Origin of the sequence: Hymenobacter pini (genome assembly GCF_020421205.1) — a bacterium.
Taxonomy (GTDB): Bacteria; Bacteroidota; Bacteroidia; order Cytophagales; family Hymenobacteraceae; genus Hymenobacter; species Hymenobacter pini.
In genome coordinates this window covers 435,635-452,851 of sequence record NZ_JAIZZH010000004.1, presented here as the reverse complement: position 1 = coordinate 452,851, position 17,217 = coordinate 435,635, and the positions used below count along the sequence as shown (strand labels likewise).

Here is a 17,217-nt window from a genome sequence, read left to right as displayed (position 1 = left end):
TAAAAGCAGCCGCTTCCTGTTAGGGAGGCGGCTGCTTTTCGTTGCGCAGCACTTAGCTAGCCGGACTATAACCCGGTACTGGCTTTGGGAGTTATGTAGGCACATTCTCTCCCCGCATGGCTCCTCCCGATTCTGCCCCCGCCTCCCTGCGCACGCCTTTTCTGTACCCGATATTCCGGGCTATCTGGATTGCCTCGGTCGTGTCAAATATTGGCACCTGGATGCAAAACGTGGCCGGGGTATGGCTGGTCACCACGCTTACCACCTCAGCCCTGCTGGTGGCTTTGATGCAAACGGCTACCAGCCTGCCCGCCTTTTTGCTGGGCCTGCCCGCCGGCGCCCTCGGCGACCTGATAGACCGGCGCCAGCTGCTGCTGGCTACCCAAGGCTTTATGGCGGTGGTGGCCCTGGTATTGGGCGGGCTTACCCTGGTCGGTGAGGTATCGGCGTTGAGCGTGCTGGGGCTTACGTTCCTGCTAGGCATTGGGGCGGCTGTGAATATGCCCATCTGGCAAACGGTAACGGTGGAGCTAGTGCCCCGGCCGGCGCTGCCCTTTGCCATTACCCTGAACGGGGTGAGCAACAACATTGCCCGGGCCATTGGGCCGGCGCTGGGCGGGCTTATCATTGCGCACTACTCGGCTGGTTACGTGTTCCTGCTCAATGGTGTGTCTTTCCTGGGAACGTGGTGGGTAGTGCGGGCCTGGCGGCGGCCAGTGCAAGCCAGTAGCGGCCCAGCCGAAAACTTTGCCGGAGCCCTGCGCACGGGGCTGCGGTACGTGCAATATTCGCCGGCCATTTATGCGGTGCTGGTGCGCACGTTTGCGTTTGCCTTCGGGGCCAGTGCCATGTGGGCGCTGCTGTCGGTGGTGGCGGCGCGGCGGCTGCACCTGAGCTCGGGCTCCTACGGTGTACTGCTCTCGTGGCTGGGTGCGGGTGCCATTACGGGCGCTTTCCTGATGGGCCGGGCCGGCGAGCGGCTTAGCTATAACCAGCGGGTGTTGCTGGGCTCGGCCATGTTTATCGGTACCAACCTGGGGCTGGCGCTGATGCCCACCGAGGTTTGGCTGTTTCCGGTGATGTTTCTGTCGGGAGTAGCGTGGCTGATGGTGATGACGAGCTTCAGCACTACCGTGCAGCTGCACGTGCCGCGCTGGGTGCAGGCGCGGGTGGTGAGCGTGTATATGCTGGTGTTTCAGGCGGGGCTGGCGCTAGGCAGTGTGGCCTGGGGCGAGTTGGCTGACCGGGCCTCGCTGCTGGTAGCCCTGCTGGCGGCGGCCGGCTGGATGCTGCTGAGTCTGCTGCTGGCGTTGCCGTTCCCGATGCGCTCCGCCGAAGGCCTCAACCTCGACCCTGCTACTACGGAGCCCGGGCCGGCCGCGCCGGAGGGCGTGGAGGCGGATGATGGCCCGGTGATTCTGATGGTAGAATATCAGGTGCCGCCCAGTCAGCAACCCGCTTTTCGGGAGGCGGTAGGGCCGCTTACGCGGCTGCGGCTGCGCAACGGAGCCCTGCGGGCCGGCGTGTACACGGATGTAAGTCGCCCTGGCTATATCACTGAGTTCTACTACGTGGCCACCTGGGGCGAGTATGAGCGGCAGCAGCTACGTTTCACTCAAGAGGACCAAACCACGGAACAGCAGGTCCGGCAGTTTCACATTGGGCCCGAGCCGCCGCAGGTACGTCGATTTCTGGCTTTCCCCCACACTATCAATATTGAGCTGCCTGCCCCCGTAGAGAGCATCGAGAGCCAGCGGTAACGCATGGAATACAAAAACCGGCGGGTGGCGGGGTTAGTATCTTCCGATGCCAACTCCGCCACCCGCCGGTTAACTACAAAGTTGCGGCAGACCTACCAGGAGCCACTGTTGTCACTGGTATCGTCGAAGCCGCCTCCACCGGTGTCGCCGGATGAGGAGTCGTCGTAGGAGGAGTTGTCTGACGAAAAATAGTCCGGTTCACTGCCCGAGTTATCCGAGCTGAAATAATCCGGGGCGCTGCTGGTTTCCGATGCGCCCCCATCCAGGAACGGAAACCCGCCACTGTTGGCGGCATTGTTATCGGCAGCAGGCGAATCGAGGGGACGAGGCGGGGCGTCTGATGAAAGATGGGCTGTGCCGTCGTCGTTGCGGTCGGCCATGCGGTTGCCCAGGTAAGCCCCGGCCGCGGCAGCCGCGCCGGTAAGCAACACATTCCCCATCCCGCTGCCGCCACTGCTGCCCCGGTTTGGTAGAAAATCGGGGCCAGACTGTCCGCCGTAACCCGCCCGGCCATAATTGCCCGAGGGGTTGTTGGGTTGGTTGGGCAGAAAATCGGGTGCGTTACCCGGAGCCGAGTTGCTGCGCCGACGGAACAGCTTTGATACCAGCCACAACCCTCCGCCAACAACTACCACGGCCAGCAGAATGGTACCCATGCCGAAGCCCGACGACTCCGGCTCAACCGGGGCTGCGGGGGCAGTAGCTACGGGCTCGGGGGCGGTGGTGCTCATCTCATCGGGGCCGGAAGCCGTGGCGTAGTCAGCGGCCGAGGCATCGGTGCCGGGTGTAGCGGCCGGCGTTTCGGTGGCCGGGGTGGGGGCAGAGCTTGGGTCGGCGGCGTACATCAGGGAGTTCAGGCCCTGGCGCAGGCCCGCAAAGTAGTTGCCCTGCTTGAAGCGAGAGGTCATTTGATTGATAACCTGGTTGGTAACCTCCGGGGTGAGGCGGCTGCGCAGCCCCGAGCCGGCCTGAATGCTGAGGGCGCGCTCCTGCTTGCTCAGCAGCACTACAACGCCGTTGTTCTTGTCGCGCTGGCCGATGCCCCAGTTGGTGCCCACTGCCCGGGCGTACTCCGCCGCCGACTGTCCGCCCAAGGAAGGCACCGTCACCACCACTATCTGCGTGCCGTTCTGGTCAGCGTAACGGCGCAAACCACTTTCCAGCGTTTTTGCATCAGCAGCACTGAGCAACTGGGCCTGGTCGTTTATAAAGCGAAACGGGGTGGGACGCGGCGGCAAATCAGCGGCCGACTGGGCCTGCGCCGCGAAAAAGGTGCTGCCAACCAAAAGCAGCAGCAATACGAAAAGACGAGTCATGGCAGGAGAGGACAAGTACAGGTGAAGAATTGAATCCTAGCTGAGTACGCACCGAGGTGCCCAGGCGTTTCCGGCCGGGCAGGCGCGAACATTCCCCCAGGGCCGGCCGTAAATCGGGAGTGACCGGGGCCGCCCCCGCCAACTCCACCGTCCTGCTCATTTCTTGCTCCTGACTATATGCGCCGCTTTCTTGCCATACTGTTGCTTAGTGGCGTTTTCTGCACGGCTGCCCAAGCCCAGAACCGCCAACCCGTAACCCCTACCCGCCACAAGCCCACGGAGCGCATCAGCCCTGTGCCGGGTGTTACGCTGCCTTCGGGCGTGGGCCAGGGCAAAGCCGAGCCGCTGCCCATTCCCACCGACGTGCAGCCGAACGGGGTGCTGGCCCAACCCAAGCTACCCACCGGTCAGGTAACAGTCGATTCGGTGCAGGTAACGCCGGCTCCGCAGCCGCGCCGGACCACCACGCCGGCTCGCCGCCGTCCCTAGCGCCAGCTTTTTTAGAAGCCGTTTTTACCGCTCAACACAACGCTCTTCGCCATACACACGAAAGCCCCCGCGGATGTGCTCCGTGGGGGCTTTCGTGTGTGTAAACTACTGCTTAGCGTACTGGGTTGGCCAGGCTGATAAGGCTGGCGCTGCGGGTTTGGGTAGTACGCAGGTTCAGGTTGAAGCGGTGGGTTTCGGGGCCCATCTTCACTACCACCGCGTACCGGCCATCGGCCAGGCTGCTCACGTCCAGCTTCTCACCGAACGTCATGGTCTGCCCGGTTTTCTCGAACAGCACGGCTCCATCGGCAGTGCGCACTACTTGCAGGCGGCAGGTGGCCTGCGCCGGGTTGCTCACGCGCACCAGGTACACGCAGTCGGCCACCTGGTCGAGGCATACGGGGTGGGCGGTGGGCTCCTGGGCCGTAGCAAAGTGGCCGCCCAGCAACAAGCCAAACAGAACGGCAGTTTGCAGCATTGTTTTCATGACGAGGGAGAAGGTTTGGTTGACGAAGAAAAAGCTGCGGACAGCTTGGCGCTTTGGCCGGCACAAAGGTGCGGTGCCAGCATTGCGCCAAGGGTACCAGCGTGTTATGCTTCTGTCAACTCGTCCTCCCCGGTCCGGCTTACTGCTGCGTGGTTTTGGCCGGAGTTGCCGCTTTTTTCTGCGACGAGAGGGTGGAGGTGCCGGTGGCGGGCTTCTTCAGCGGGCGGTTGGAGTAGTCGGTGGTTACCCGGTCGTCGGGGGCGCCGGTCATGTCGGGGGCCACGTATTCGCCCTGGCCGTCGGAGGTTGGTTTGGTGGGGGCGGGCTGAGGCCGCGGGGCCGGGGCAGCGGTACGGGGGCGGGCCGGGGCGGGCTTGCGGGTGGGTGTGGGTGTGGTTTGAGCCAGAACTGTAGTAGCGGCAGCGGCCGTCAGCAACAGGCCCAGGAGTGTGGTGCGTAGCATTGTAGTGTGGGGTAAAGCGGTGAAATGAAACGGTTGAGCTTCTGTACGCGGCCGGACGGCCATAAGGTTGAGCTGGGCCGTAAACTACCGGGTGCAGATGAAGCTGGCGTGTTTTTTGAGCAAAGTCTGGTCCGGCCTACCGGTTTTCTCCCCACTCCTTCACCCCAATGTGTATGTCTAACTCCTTTATTCCGGCGGCATTGCTTACGGCGGTAGCCCTGGCCTTCGCCGCGCCCTCAGCCCAGGCGCAGGTAATTATCAATGTTGGCCGCCCGGCCCCGCCTCCGCCGGTGGTAGTGGTGCGGGAGCACCATCATCCCCGCAAGTGGAAAGCGCCCAAGCGGTATTACTACCAGCCCCGCCCTGTAATGCTGGTGCCCGCCCAGCCCGTGTACTACGCCCCCCGCGGCTACGGGCACGGTCGGGGCCACGGTCATGGGCACGGACATGGCCGGCACTAGTTGTTGCTCGTCGGCAAGAAAAAGGCTTCCGCAGCTAGCGGAAGCCTTTTTCTTTTTGTACAGCCCCCCGCTGGTTTTCCAATAAGCGGGTAGCAGTGTGGAGCTGCTGCTCTGGCAAACCCAAAATATTTTTCAGCAGAACGGGCGCAATTGGTACGGCTCAGCTTGCGGAATACCGTATGTACATGGAATACTAGGCTAGCTGTGGTGTACCTGAAGAAATCTTCAGGCGAACTTCAGCCGGGCTTAATCTGGGGCTTTGTTCTTCGCCGTTTCGTTTTCCAACCTTTTCCTCCCCTCATGAAAGTATTTGCCACTATTGGTCTGCTCATCCTCTCCAACGTGTTCATGACGCTGGCCTGGTACGGGCACTTGCAGTTCAAAACCATGCCCGCCTTCCGCAACATCACCCTGTTCGGGGTGATTATGATTAGCTGGGGGCTGGCCTTCTTCGAGTACATCTTCCAGGTGCCCGCCAACCGCATCGGCTACAAGGAAGACGGTGGCCCGTTCTCGATGTTCGAGCTGAAAACCATTCAGGAAGCCGTGTCCTTGATTGTGTTCACGCTCATCACCGTGTACATCTTCAAAACCGACAAGCTGGCCTGGAACCACCTTGTAGGCTTCGGGCTGATCGTGCTGGCCGTGTTTTTCATCTTCAAGAAGTGGTAGGCCAAGCCGCGCAAGCGCCTTCGGCTGCCGTTTTCTCTGCTGCTCATGCCGGTTTCCGACTCGGCCGCCGCCAAGCGGCGCAGCGTACGGGCCCTGGCCCCGCTGAATCTATTCCTGGCCGACGTGCGCGACGGCGTGGGCCCGTACCTGGCCATTTACCTGCTTACGGTGCGGCACTGGGCTCCGGGCCCCATCGGTATTGCTATGGCCCTGCCGGGACTGGTAGCCGTACTGCTCCAGACGCCCGCTGGTACGCTGGTTGATACTACCAAGCGCAAGCGGGAGTTGCTGGTGCTGGCCTCGGTGGTGGTGGCGCTGAGCTGCGTGGCCGCCGTTACGTTCACCATTCGGCCGGTAATCTACCTCACCCAGGCCCTTACCGGGGCGGCTACTACAGTGTACGCGCCGGTGGTGGCAGCCATTACGCTGGGGCTGGTGGGGCACCGCCGTTTCGCCCATCAAACCGGCCGCAACGAGGCCTTCAACCACGCCGGCAACGTGCTGGCCGCCGCCCTGGCCGGCCTAATCGGTTACTACTGGCGCTACGAGGGCATCTTTTACCTGGTGGCCCTGATGTGCGTGCTGGGTAGCTGGTCGGCCCTGCGCATTGCCCCCCGGGCCATCAACCACGACCTGGCCCGGGGCTGCGGCCCCGCCGACGAGCCGACCGAAGATGCCGATGCTCCCGCTGAGGCCACAGGCGCGGCGGCGGGCTTCCGGGAGGTGCTGGCCAACCCGCGCCTGCTGCGGTTTGCGGGGGCGGTGGTGCTGTTCCACTTTGCCAATGCGGCCATGCTGCCGCTGGTGGGCCAACTGCTGGCCCTGAGCCACCCCAAGGCCTCAGCCCTGTTTATGTCAGCCTGTATTATTGTAGCCCAGTTGGTGATGATTCCGGTGGCGGCCTGGGTAAGCAAGCGGCCCACCGAGGCTGGCCGTAAGCCCATTTTTCTGCTGGCCTTCGCCGCCCTGCCCATCCGGGGTGTGCTCTACACCCTCAGCGGCAACGCCTACTACCTAGTGGGCGTGCAAATCCTGGACGGGCTGGCCGGGGGCATTTTCGGGGTAATCAGCGTGATTATGATTGCCGACCTGACCCGGGGCTCCGGCCGTTTCAACTTCGTGCAGGGCGCCGTAACTACGGCCCTGGGCATCGGAGCGGCCTTGAGCACGGCCGTGGCCGGCTACGTGGTGCAGCAGTTTGGCTACCAGGCCGCTTTCCTGAGCCTGGCCGCCGTGGCGGCCGTGGCGCTGGTGTTCTTCTGGTTTTTCGTCTCCGAAACTAACCCCGCCTTGGCTACCGAGGAACCAGCTGCGGAGAAGCCTGCTGATGCGGCGGCGGGGTAGGGGGGTAAGGAAGTAATGGTCGTCTTCAGCGTGCCCCGGTCCGACGCCGGAGGCGTCCGACCGGTTGGCTTCGTGCCCGTTGCGGCCGGACTGGGCAGGCGTCAGCACGAAGCCAACCGGTCGGACGGCGCAGCCGTCGGACCGGGCGCAATGGCCGGTCTTACCACCCAATCCTCACCTGAAGAAAAATTAATTTCAGCTTCAGCCCGGCCTCAGGTGGCGCTGGCACCTTTGGGTCAGTAATCGGAACAAACCGGTTGCCGTAACCAACTGCTACCATGTCTCATTCCCTGCCTAAGCTTCCCCTCCTGCTTTTGTTGCTAGCCGCCGCAGCCGCCCCCGAAGCCCACGCTCAGCAAACCCGCGCCGCCCGCAAAGCCGCTCGCGCCGCTGGCTCCACCACGGCCGCTGTGCCTGCCCCGTCCGTGTCGGGTGCCCCCGCCGGCGCGCCCCAACTGCCCCCGCCTCCTCCCGGCGGACCCGGCCACCCCGCTGGCCCCGGCCACAAGCCCGGCCGGCCGGCTCCCCGAGCCGTGCAGGAGCTGTCCGACTTCAGCGGCACCCTTACCCAGTACGTGGCTACTAATGATGAGCAAATTGTGGATGGCTTCGTGCTGAACACCGGCTCCGCCACCGATACCGTGCGACTGCCCCGCCACGCGGCCCAGCAGCTCATGGCCGCCGCCAAAGCCGGTAGCCGGGTAACTGTAACGGGTTTCCGCCACCCCGGCCCGAATGGCCGCGCCGCCCTCCACCTGGTGTCCCTCACGGCTGGGGGCCAAACCATTAAGCCCACCCCGCCCACGCCGCCCACCACCCCGCCCACCGAGGCTTCCTCCACCGTGAAAGGCACCATGAGCAGCCTGCGCAAAGACCGGCAGGGCCGCGTGAACGGCCTCCTCATGAACGACCAGACTATTGTGCGCGTGCCCCCGCACGCTGCCGAGCAGCTGAGCGCCAAGCTGCGCACCGGGGCTACCGTAGAAGCCACCGGCTACCTGCACACGCCCCGCCCCGGTGAAGTAGCCCTGCGCCCCGTACGCAGCCTGCGGGCCGAAACCCTCACGCTGGATGGCGTGCGGTTCCTGCTTCAATAACTGCTCCTAACAGGCATCCGGCCCGGCCTACCTGTGCGTACTGTGCAGGTTAGCCGGGCCTTTGCGGCCTTCTTCCCCTCAACCCTCCGTATGCGAATCCTCCTGATTGAAGACGAAGCCCGGCTGGCGGCCTTTGTGCAGCAGGGCCTGCGCCAGGCCGGCCACGTGGCCGACGTAGCCGACAACGGCGCGGTCGGCCTGGAACTGGCCGCCACCACGCCCTACGACGTGATTCTGCTGGATTTGATGCTGCCCGGCCAGAATGGGTTTGAGGTGCTGGGCAACCTGCGCGAGTTCGGCCTCACCACCCCGGTCATCATCCTGAGCGCCCTCAGCGACACGGCCCACGTGATTCGGGGGCTCGATGCGGGGGCGGTGGATTACCTGCGCAAGCCGTTTGAGTTTGATGAGCTGCTGGCCCGCCTGCGCATTGTGCAGCGCAAAGCCACCGGGGCCGAGGCCACCACCCTGCGCCTCGCCGACCTGGAGCTGGACCCCGTGCAGCGCCGCGTAACCCGGGGCGGGCAGCCGCTCACCCTCACCAACCGGGAGTTTGCCCTGCTGGAGCTGCTGCTGCGCAACGCCGGCCGCGTGGTCACCAAAACCCGCATGGCCGAAAAGGTGTGGGATGTAGACTACGACATGGGTTCCAACGTCATCGAAGTGCACCTCTCGCAGCTGCGCCGCAAGCTCGACCGGGCGTTTCCTCATCTGCCCCCGCTGCTGGAAACCGTGGTGGGGCACGGCTACCGCCTCGTGGCCGACGGGGCGCGCGCATGAGGCTGCTGGCGGGCCTGCGGGGGCAGCTGCTGCTGCTGTTTGCCCTGGTGTTTGGGGGCGTTACGCTGCTGGCCAGCGGCTACCAGTACCGGCAGCTGGCCCACACCCTGCACCAAACCGACGACCAGCTGCTGCTGCGCCAGGCCCGGCAGCTCCTGGCCCGCACATCCTTCGAGCCCCTGCCCACCGTGCCCCTGCCCGGCCTGGGCGAGCAGCTTCGCTTAGTGGCCCACGCCGCCGGCCAGCCCGACCAGGAGCTGTTCCGCTCCCCGGAGTTTCCCGCGCCCCTGCCGCCGCCGCAGTTGGTGCTGGGCGAGCCCGCTACCTGGCAGGACCAGCGCGTGGTGCGCCTCCAATCCACCCCCGACGACCAGGACCGCTACTTCACGCTCTGGCTGGCCCACTCCGGCGAGCCACTCACGGAGGCGGTGCAGCAACTGCGGCAGCGGCTGGCCTGGGCGTTGCTGGGTAGCCTGGCATTGGCCGCGGCGCTGGCGGCGCTGCTGGGCCACCGGGCGCTGCGCCCGTTGCGCCGCATGGCCCGCCACGCCCGCCGCATCCACGAGGCCCCGGGCCTGCAGCAACTGCCCGAGCCCGCCACCGGCGACGAAGTGCAGGACCTGGCCCGCACCCTCAACCAGATGCTGCGCCGCCTTCACGAAAGTGCCCAGTTGCAGGAGAACTTTCTGGCCGCCGCCGCCCACGAGCTGCGCACCCCGCTGGCTACTCTGCACGCCGGCCTGCACACTGTGCAGCACACCCCCGCGCTGCCCGCCACCGCCCAGCAGCAGCTGGCCGCCCAACAGGACGAAGTGCGTCGCCTCAGCCGCCTCGTCGATGATTTATTGCTCAGCAGCCGCCTGCGGGCCGGGGCCCTGCCGTTGCACCGCGTCCCGGTGCCCCTCGATGAGCTGGCCGTGGCTACCGTCGACCGGCTGCTGCCCCAGTTCCGCAGCGCCGGCCGCCCCCTGCACCTGGCCGTAGCCGACGACGTGCCGGCCTATACCGTATCGGCTGATGCCGATAAGCTCACCACCGTGCTGGGCAACCTCCTCGAAAACGCCCTGCGCCACGCCCTGCCCGGTGGGGAGGTGCGCGTATCGGTTGACCGGGAAGCTGCCACCGGCTGGATCTACGTGGAAGTGGCCAACCCCATCCGCCACTCCCTCGGCGACCTAAGTCGCCTCACCACCGCCTACTACCAGGCCGACGTGCTCAGCAACGGCGCGGGCCTGGGCCTCTGGCTCAGCAACCAGCTGGCCGAGCTGCACGGCGCCCCGTTGTTGCTTGAAGAATCTGAAGGCTGGTTCCGCGCCCGCCTCCGCCTGCCCCCGCTTGTGGGTTAGCTAAAGTTGAAAAGCAGCATTTCAGGCTTCAGTACAGCCACAACATACAGGCTGGTTCGCCCGAATAATTCCGCGCCTAGTCCGGTTGCGCGGGGTTTGGTAAAGCAGGCTTGCCCTTAGCCACAGTCAGACGCAACCGCAGGTATTGTTGCAGCCAGATGGGGTACAGGTTGTAGCCGATGTTGAGCACCAGCAACAGTCCGGCCCAGCCCCAGTAACGGCCCGCGGCGGCATACAAACTGGCAAACAGGAAGAACAGCAGCGCCGCCACGTGAAACTGCTCCATGTGATAGCTGTTACCTGCCAAGGCAGCTACCGACTGACGGCTTTGCACGCGGCGGTATGCCGGGTAGCGCCGCCGGATCAGGGTATTAACGGCGGCTCCGTGCTGGGTTAGGCGGTTGACGAAGGCCACGCCTACCCGTCGATACACCGCCGGCGACTCGCTCAGCTGCCAGCGCCGAAACCAAGTGCGAGGCAGGGCATAGGCCAGCAAACTCAGACCCAGCAACCCATATAACCACGGCCGCGCCATGTGCTGATAACAGAAAAACGCCAGCGGCCCCCACCCCAGCCCCGACCAGAGCACCGACGGCACAGCATTATAAAACGCCAGCCGACCAGCCGAAGGAGTAGCCGCGTTTCGGGTAGTTGTCATTGCAGCAAAATACGCACTATCGGGCACGTAACTACGGCTTTATCGAAGCTGAAGGAGCCGCCGAAAGCCCTCGGTGGCAAACAAAAAGGCCTCCGCAGGTAGCAGAGGCCTTTTTGTTTGACGGATATAACCCGATGAGGGTAAACTACTGCACGGCCCGCACGGGAATGTTGGCGAAGGTGCCCGATACAGTAATGTCGCACTTGCGCTTGGGGAACGTGCTGTACGCCACGGTGGGGTCACTGGCTCCCGTGAGGGTGGCGGTGTAGGTGCCGCTCAGCAGCTGCCGCTTCGCATCGTAGCTGCTGATAACGAAGCTGCCCGTTACGTGCTGCATGCTGCTGGGATAGATGACGGTGCCGCCGCCCAGGCTCTCGGGCAGGTCGTAGTAAAAGCGCGTTTCCGCGTCCAGGGTCCGGTCGCGCAGGGTTTGCAGGGTGTAGGCACCAGTGAAGGTAGTGGGCAGCTTCGTGCGGTCCAGCGTGAAGCGGATGCCCTCGGCGGTAGTGGCGGGAGCCACGCCCACCGACAGGCTCTGGGCCGACTGGGTAGCCGAAGCCGCCAGCTGCGCCGCCTGAAACGTGGTGTCGCGGCGCTGGCCGTTATCCTGGTACACGATGGCGCGGCTGTACGTGATAGAGGGCTCGGGCGCGGGGGCAGGCAGTTCCTGGTCGTCTTTCGAGCAGCTTGCGGTGAAAGCCAGCGTCAGGCCCAGTAGTAGCGAGAGAGTAGCGTTGTAGTTCATAAAGTAGGGGATAGGAGAGTGTAAAAAGGCTATATAGAAAACTGTGCCAGATTAAATTATCGGCGGCGGATTTTCCGGATGGCAAAGCCCCAAACTGGTGTTTGAGCGGCAAGGAAGGCCACTGTTTCTCCCGACACCCGTCACGAAGCGGACCAGACTGCCCCTGCTCCGCAAAACCGTACGCTACTGCCCGGAATCGAACACTATCAGGGGCGCGTGCAGAGGGATTAGAAGGGTAAGTATCTGAAAAAAAGAAGTTTACTGGATTGGCACGGCGGTTGGGAATGCTACTCCAGAACCGGGGCGGCACCGTCCGAAAATCGGCAGCCGCCCGCCCCGGCTATCCTCGGGTTTCACTTCTTTTTCCTTTTTCACGATGCGCTATTTCCCCACTACCGCTTCTGCCGCCATCATCCGCTTGTTCGCCCGCTCCCTGGCCCTGGCGGGGGTAGGGTTGGCCCTGGCCGCCGCCCAGCCCGCCCAGGCCCAGCAAGCTTCCCCCGTCACCCTCAGCAGCCCCGACCCCGAAAGCATCCGGGTGCGCATCGACAATGCTACCGGGCAGCCCGGCCGGGTGCAGGTCGTGAGCCTGAACACGGGGCGGGTGCTGTTCCACGAAACCTACGCCGGCCCCGCTTACGGGCACCGCTTCAACTTCCGCGCCCTGCCCGCCGGCCGCTACCGGTTGCTGCTGCAAGCGGCTGGCACCGAGTACCGCTACACCGTGCAGGTACAGCCCGGTTCCACCGGCCAGGCCGTAGTGGTGCGCCAGCAGAAAACCCGTGGGGCACAGCTACTCCTGGCCGATGCCAAGTAACCGGCCCCGCGCCCTGACATGCAACGGCCCGCGCTACCTGTAGCGCGGGCCGTTGCAGTTGCGAAAAAATAGATCTGGTACCAGCAGCCAGTTCCCCTCCTCATCTGAGGAGGGGAACTAGCTGCTAGCTCTACTTAGTAGCTTTCCTTCTGGAAGCCGAAGGCGCGGAGTTGGGCCTCGAAGGTGTCGGGGTAATTGGCTTTGATGTGGTGGATGAGGGCGCGCAGGGCCTGGCGCACCTGGGCTTCGTGCTGGTCTTTGCCGCTCACCTGCGCGCTACGCTGCCCGGCCGACTCGGTGCTGGCCTGCACCAGCTGGGCGTACTCCTGGGCCAGCGGCTGCCAGAAGGCGGTGCCATACTTCTTCTTGTCCAGGTCGTGGGGGCGGAGGGCCTTGAGCAGCTTTTGCAGGGCCTTCACCCGCTCGGCGCGGGCTTTGGGTAGGCCGTAGGTTTTGTTTTCGCGCACAATGCCAAACTCGGGGTAGTAGCTGCGGCCCTCGTCTTCGTCGTGGGCCTCGGCGAGGTAGCTTTTTACGTAGCGCAGGTTTTTATCCAGTAACGTATCGAGCTGCTTGAGGCGCTGGCTTTGCGGGGCGCGCTGGTCGCCGGCGGCATCGGCGGCGTCGCGGCCCTGGGCGTAGGCGGTGGCCAGGGCAGCAAAGTCGGCTTTGGGAAGCCAGAGCAGCGCCGGCAGCTCGGAGGCCGTCCAGGCCGCGGCCGCCTGGGTGGCCAGCGCCGCCAGGGCCACGTCGGAAGCGGGGAGCTGGCTGGTGCGCCGGATGGTGGTTTGCTGGGGGGCCGCGTTGGCCCCCTCGGTAGTGGGAGTAAGCATAGAATATGGGATTAAAGAATACTACCCGTAAGGTATTGATTCTGCCCTAAGCTGAACTATACCCGCTCCCTCTCCATCAACTGTTTTCAAGCCGGTAGGCCGCCTACCTCGGCAATATCACTGGTTTTGGAGCCGGTAGGGGGCCTACCGGCCGAAAACCACTCGTTTCGAAGCCGGTAGGCGACCTACCGGCACCAAAACTATCGGCTGGAAGCTGGTAGGCCGCCTACCTCGCCCAAACCATTCGGTTCCGGGCAGGTAGGCGGCCTACGTGGGTAGAAACATTCGTTTCGGGGTATTGGGGGGGCGAGTGCAGAAGAGATGAGAACCTAGCGGCGTTTGTATAGCCGAACTGTAAACCCACCAGAAGTCACATACACCAAGCTATCCTTTGTCAGTTTTCTGATTTTACCAACATATGGGCCATCCTCATTAAAAATTGTGAGGGTAGTGGGCGTGAGGCTGTACCTGACAGGTGTATCTGGAAATTCAACGTACGTCAAGCGGCTGCCACGCACTTCAAACTCTGCATTCTCATTAGGGTCAACTGCCCAAATTCCCTGAAACAAGGTATTTGGGGCTACGGCTTTAGGCTTACGCGTCTGTGCTTTTGTGGAAAGACAAGCCGCCAAGAAAAACAGCAGGATGCTGACGTATCGGTATGACATAGGCTCGAAAATGCGAATGATTTCTGTAGCTATTCTAATAGACTCGGTATTTCTCGCGTTGGCATCCTCTGACATATGGTTTCAATAGCACCTTCACCGTTTTCAGCAATCAAACATAGAAAATCATCGAACCCTCCATACACCTTACCCTCCTCATCCATATACAGCGACATATGGTCTGAATGCGTCTGACCAATAATGCAAAGAGAACTGCAGCCAATACGCTGTATGTAATTATCCTGCGCCCAATCCGTATCTACTTCTTTTGCTGCCTTACGAGCGTCAAAGTGAAGTATGCCCGTATTGCCATTCTCATAGCGGAATGCAATTCGTAGCCCGCCATACCTCTGCAAAAAGTACTCGACAGCTGAAAACCAAGGATATCCTTCAATCCTTAGTGCTAACTGATAACTGAGGGTTGAAATGGTTCGACTTGGCTGCCAACCGGCTTTTATTAATTGCTCTAATGTGGGTTGTGATAGAGTAATCATGTATGTCAGATGTAAGCTAATTTCATCTAGTTTCTAATTGTATCACAGGTAGAAACTAGAGGAGGTTAGTTAAAATAAAAAACCGGTAGTTGTTAGCTACCGGTTTTTTATTCTCTCTTACGAACCGCAGGCCTCGCAGGCGTCGGGGTTGTCCAGGGAGCAGGCCATGTCGGCGGCGTTCTGGGCCGATACGTTCAGCGGCTCCAGCGTTTCGGCGGCTTGCTTCTGCACCGTGAACTTGATGGCGTCGGCGGCGGCTTTGGTGCGCAGGTAGTACATGCCGGTTTTCAGGCCCTTCTTCCAGCTGTGAAAATGCATGCTGGTGAGCTTACCAAAGTTCACGTTCTGCACGTGCAGGTTCAGGCTCTGGCTCTGGCAGATGTAGGCGCCCCGGTCGGCCGACATATCAATAATGCGGCGCTGCGAGATTTCCCATACCGTTTTGTACAGGTCCTTAATGTTCTGCGGGATGCTGGGGATGTCCTGCACCGAGCCGTTGGCGGCAATGATGGCGTTTTTCATCTGCTCGTTCCACAGGCCCAGCTTCACGAGGTCTTTCAGCAGGTGCTTGTTCACCACCATAAACTCGCCGCTCAGCACGCGACGCACGTAAATGTTGGAGGTGTATGGCTCAAACGACTCGTTGTTGCCCAGAATCTGAGCCGTAGAAGCCGTCGGCATGGGAGCCACCAGCAGCGAGTTGCGCACGCCGTGCTCCACTACCTCGGCGCGCAGCGTCTCCCAATCCCAGCGGCCCGACTCGGGCGTTACGCCCCACAGATCGAACTGGAACTGGCCCTGGCTCAGCGGCGAGCCTTTGAACGTCTCGTAGGGGCCCTGCTTCTTGGCCAGGTCCTTGGAGGCCGTCATGGCCGCGAAGTAGATGGTTTCGAAGATGTCCTTGTTCAGGCCCGTGGCTTCGTCGCTTTCAAACGGCATGCGCAGGGCAATGAACGTATCGGCTAGGCCCTGCACGCCCAACCCGATGGGCCGGTGGCGGAAGTTCGACTTCTCGGCCTCGGGCACCGGGTAGTAGTTGATGTCGATAACCTTGTTCAGGTTCAGCGTGGCGTGGTAGGTTACCTCGTACAGCTTCTTGTGGTCGAAGATGAGGTTGCCCTTCTCGTCGGGGCGCACGTAGCGGGGCAGCGCCAAGGAGGCCAGGTTGCACACGGCCACCTCGTCCTTGTCGGTGTACTCCATAATCTCGGTGCACAGGTTCGAGGACTTGATGGTACCGAGGTTTTTCTGGTTGCTCTTGCTGTTGGCCGCGTCTTTGAACAGCATGTAGGGCGTGCCCGTCTCGGTCTGGCTTTCCAGAATGGCAAACCACAGGTCCTGGGCCTTGATGGTTTTGCGGCCGCGGCCTTCGCGCTCGTACTTCTGGTACAGGCGCTCAAACTCCTCGCCGTAGCACTCGTCCAGGCCGGGGCACTCGTTGGGGCACATCAGCGTCCAGTCGCCGTTGGCTTCCACCCGCTTCATGAACAGGTCGGGCGTCCAGAGGGCGTAGAACAGGTCCCGGGCGCGCATTTCCTCCTTGCCGTGGTTCTTTTTCAGGTCGAGGAAGTCGAAGATATCGGCGTGCCAGGGCTCCAGGTACATGGCAAAAGCGCCCTTGCGCTTGCCGCCGCCCTGGTCCACGTAGCGGGCCGTGTCGTTGAACACCTTCAGCATGGGCACCAGGCCGTTGGAAGTGCCGTTGGTGCCTTTGATGTAGGAGCCCGTGGCGCGCACGTTGTGCACGGCCAGGCCAATGCCGCCAGCCGATTGCGAAATCAGGGCGCAGTTCTTCAAGGTGTCGTAGATGCCCTCGATGCTGTCATCCTTCATCGTCAGCAGGAAGCACGACGACATCTGGGGCTTGGGCGTACCGGCGTTGAACAGCGTGGGCGTGGCGTGCGTGAACCACCGCTCACTCAGCAGGTTGTAGGTTTCAATGGCCGACTCAATGTCTTCCTTGTGAATACCCACGGCCACGCGCATCAGCATGTGCTGGGGGCGCTCCACCACCCGACCATCCAGGCGCAGCAGGTAGCTCCGCTCCATGGTTTTGAAGCCGAAGTAGTCGTAGTTGTAGTCCCGGTCATAAATAATGGCCGAGTCCAGCGTAGCGGCGTTGGCGTGCACGATTTCCCACACGTCCTGAGCAATCAGCGAGGCGTTTTCGCCGGTTTTGGGGTCCTCGTAGGTGTGCAGCCGCTTCATGGTGCTGCTGAACGACTTGCTGGTGACCTTGTGCAGGTTACTCACCGCAATGCGGGCGGCCAGGATAGCGTAGTCGGGGTGTTTGGTGGTGAGCGAGGCGGCCGTTTCGGCGGCCAGGTTGTCCAGCTCAATAGTGGTTACGCCGTCGTAAATGCCGTCGATAACCTTCTTGGCCACCTCAATCGGCGACACGAAAAGCATGTTGAGCCCGTAGCAGAGCTTCTCGATGCGGGCCGTTACTTTATCGAATTTCACGGACTCGCGGCGGCCGTCGCGTTTAATTACCAGCATAGGCGTAGCAGGTTGATGTGGGGAGGTGAGGTATGGGAATAGCCAGCGCGGGCCGGCCAAAGAATTCAGGCTGATTTCGGGTGCCGCCCGGCCCGTAGGCTAGGTCAACGGTTCCGAATATATCCGCTCTGGAAACTCAGGACAAACCTATTCCTTAGAAGTTTTCCACATAAGCCTAAAAGAGTGCTAATCAGGCCGTTTTTTCTAATTCAAGGCCCGCTATATAGTTCGCTAAAACAGTTAGAAATTAGGTTGCTGAAGTGCAGCAGAAATGGTATTGTCGGTGAAGAG

General features: G+C 62.3%; 17 protein-coding genes. 9 read left to right on the top strand and 8 right to left on the bottom strand.

The genetic code is table 11. The features are described from left to right. Positions 1-116: 116 nt before the first annotated feature. Positions 117-1,760, top strand: coding sequence for an MFS transporter (locus tag LF252_RS17790; protein ID WP_226270937.1), 1,644 nt, complete (start codon positions 117-119; stop codon positions 1,758-1,760). Positions 1,761-1,852: 92 nt separating this feature from the next. Here the strand turns inward: LF252_RS17790 and LF252_RS17785 are convergent, their stop codons facing one another. Next, positions 1,853-3,076, bottom strand: a complete 1,224-nt coding sequence (locus tag LF252_RS17785) for a TPM domain-containing protein (RefSeq protein ID WP_226270936.1) — start codon at positions 3,074-3,076, stop codon at positions 1,853-1,855. Positions 3,077-3,253: 177 nt separating this feature from the next. Here LF252_RS17785 and LF252_RS17780 point away from each other — a divergent pair, with 177 nt between their 5' ends. Then, positions 3,254-3,565: a hypothetical protein gene (locus tag LF252_RS17780; protein WP_226270935.1), complete on the top strand. Its 312-nt coding sequence runs from the start codon at positions 3,254-3,256 to the stop codon at positions 3,563-3,565. Between the two features lie 112 nt (positions 3,566-3,677). Here LF252_RS17780 and LF252_RS17775 read toward each other — a convergent pair whose 3' ends face one another. After that, on the bottom strand, positions 3,678-4,052 hold the full coding sequence (locus LF252_RS17775; protein WP_226270934.1) for a hypothetical protein: 375 nt from the start codon (positions 4,050-4,052) through the stop codon (positions 3,678-3,680). A 139-nt stretch (positions 4,053-4,191) separates the two neighbouring features. Continuing rightward, the gene (locus LF252_RS17770) at positions 4,192-4,515 is read right to left on the bottom strand and encodes a hypothetical protein (RefSeq protein ID WP_226270933.1); all 324 of its coding nucleotides are present in this window, start codon (positions 4,513-4,515) and stop codon (positions 4,192-4,194) included. 173 nt (positions 4,516-4,688) lie between these two features. Between LF252_RS17770 and LF252_RS17765 the strand changes: the two genes are divergently transcribed. The 6 genes from LF252_RS17765 to LF252_RS17740 all read left to right on the top strand — a co-directional run bounded on the left by LF252_RS17765 (position 4,689) and on the right by LF252_RS17740 (position 10,215). Next, complete coding sequence (locus LF252_RS17765; protein WP_226270932.1) at positions 4,689-4,976, top strand: hypothetical protein; 288 nt, start codon at positions 4,689-4,691, stop codon at positions 4,974-4,976. 300 nt (positions 4,977-5,276) lie between these two features. After that, the gene (locus tag LF252_RS17760; RefSeq protein WP_226270931.1) at positions 5,277-5,648 is read left to right on the top strand and encodes a DMT family protein; all 372 of its coding nucleotides are present in this window, start codon (positions 5,277-5,279) and stop codon (positions 5,646-5,648) included. A 45-nt stretch (positions 5,649-5,693) separates the two neighbouring features. Continuing rightward, positions 5,694-6,992: an MFS transporter gene (locus LF252_RS17755; protein WP_226270930.1), complete on the top strand. Its 1,299-nt coding sequence runs from the start codon at positions 5,694-5,696 to the stop codon at positions 6,990-6,992. Positions 6,993-7,270: 278 nt separating this feature from the next. Continuing rightward, positions 7,271-8,089 (top strand): hypothetical protein, encoded by an 819-nt coding sequence (locus LF252_RS17750; protein ID WP_226270929.1) that lies wholly within the window; start codon positions 7,271-7,273, stop codon positions 8,087-8,089. Between the two features lie 90 nt (positions 8,090-8,179). Then, positions 8,180-8,869, top strand: coding sequence for a response regulator (locus LF252_RS17745; protein ID WP_226270928.1), 690 nt, complete (start codon positions 8,180-8,182; stop codon positions 8,867-8,869). Continuing rightward, positions 8,866-10,215, top strand: a complete 1,350-nt coding sequence (locus tag LF252_RS17740) for a sensor histidine kinase (protein WP_226270927.1) — start codon at positions 8,866-8,868, stop codon at positions 10,213-10,215. Before LF252_RS17745 ends, LF252_RS17740 begins: the two co-directional genes overlap by 4 nt. Positions 10,216-10,291: 76 nt before the next feature. On the opposite strand, the gene LF252_RS17735 is transcribed toward LF252_RS17740, so the two are convergent. Then, a complete protein-coding gene (locus LF252_RS17735) occupies positions 10,292-10,873 on the bottom strand; it encodes a glycosyl-4,4'-diaponeurosporenoate acyltransferase CrtO family protein (RefSeq protein WP_226270926.1) in 582 nt (193 codons plus the stop codon). Positions 10,874-11,018: 145 nt separating this feature from the next. After that, positions 11,019-11,618: a hypothetical protein gene (locus tag LF252_RS17730; RefSeq protein WP_226270925.1), complete on the bottom strand. Its 600-nt coding sequence runs from the start codon at positions 11,616-11,618 to the stop codon at positions 11,019-11,021. A gap of 376 nt (positions 11,619-11,994) precedes the next feature. On the opposite strand from LF252_RS17730, the gene LF252_RS17725 reads away from it, so the two are divergent. Continuing rightward, a complete protein-coding gene (locus tag LF252_RS17725; RefSeq protein ID WP_226270924.1) occupies positions 11,995-12,435 on the top strand; it encodes a carboxypeptidase-like regulatory domain-containing protein in 441 nt (146 codons plus the stop codon). A 134-nt stretch (positions 12,436-12,569) separates the two neighbouring features. On the opposite strand, the gene LF252_RS17720 is transcribed toward LF252_RS17725, so the two are convergent. From LF252_RS17720 to LF252_RS17710, 3 genes are all read right to left on the bottom strand, one after another. Next, positions 12,570-13,268, bottom strand: coding sequence for a hypothetical protein (locus LF252_RS17720; protein ID WP_226270923.1), 699 nt, complete (start codon positions 13,266-13,268; stop codon positions 12,570-12,572). 697 nt (positions 13,269-13,965) lie between these two features. Beyond that, on the bottom strand, positions 13,966-14,427 hold the full coding sequence (locus LF252_RS17715; protein ID WP_226270922.1) for an SUKH-3 domain-containing protein: 462 nt from the start codon (positions 14,425-14,427) through the stop codon (positions 13,966-13,968). Positions 14,428-14,544: 117 nt separating this feature from the next. Further along, on the bottom strand, positions 14,545-16,926 hold the full coding sequence (locus tag LF252_RS17710; RefSeq protein ID WP_226270921.1) for a ribonucleoside-diphosphate reductase subunit alpha: 2,382 nt from the start codon (positions 16,924-16,926) through the stop codon (positions 14,545-14,547). Positions 16,927-17,217 lie beyond the last annotated feature (291 nt).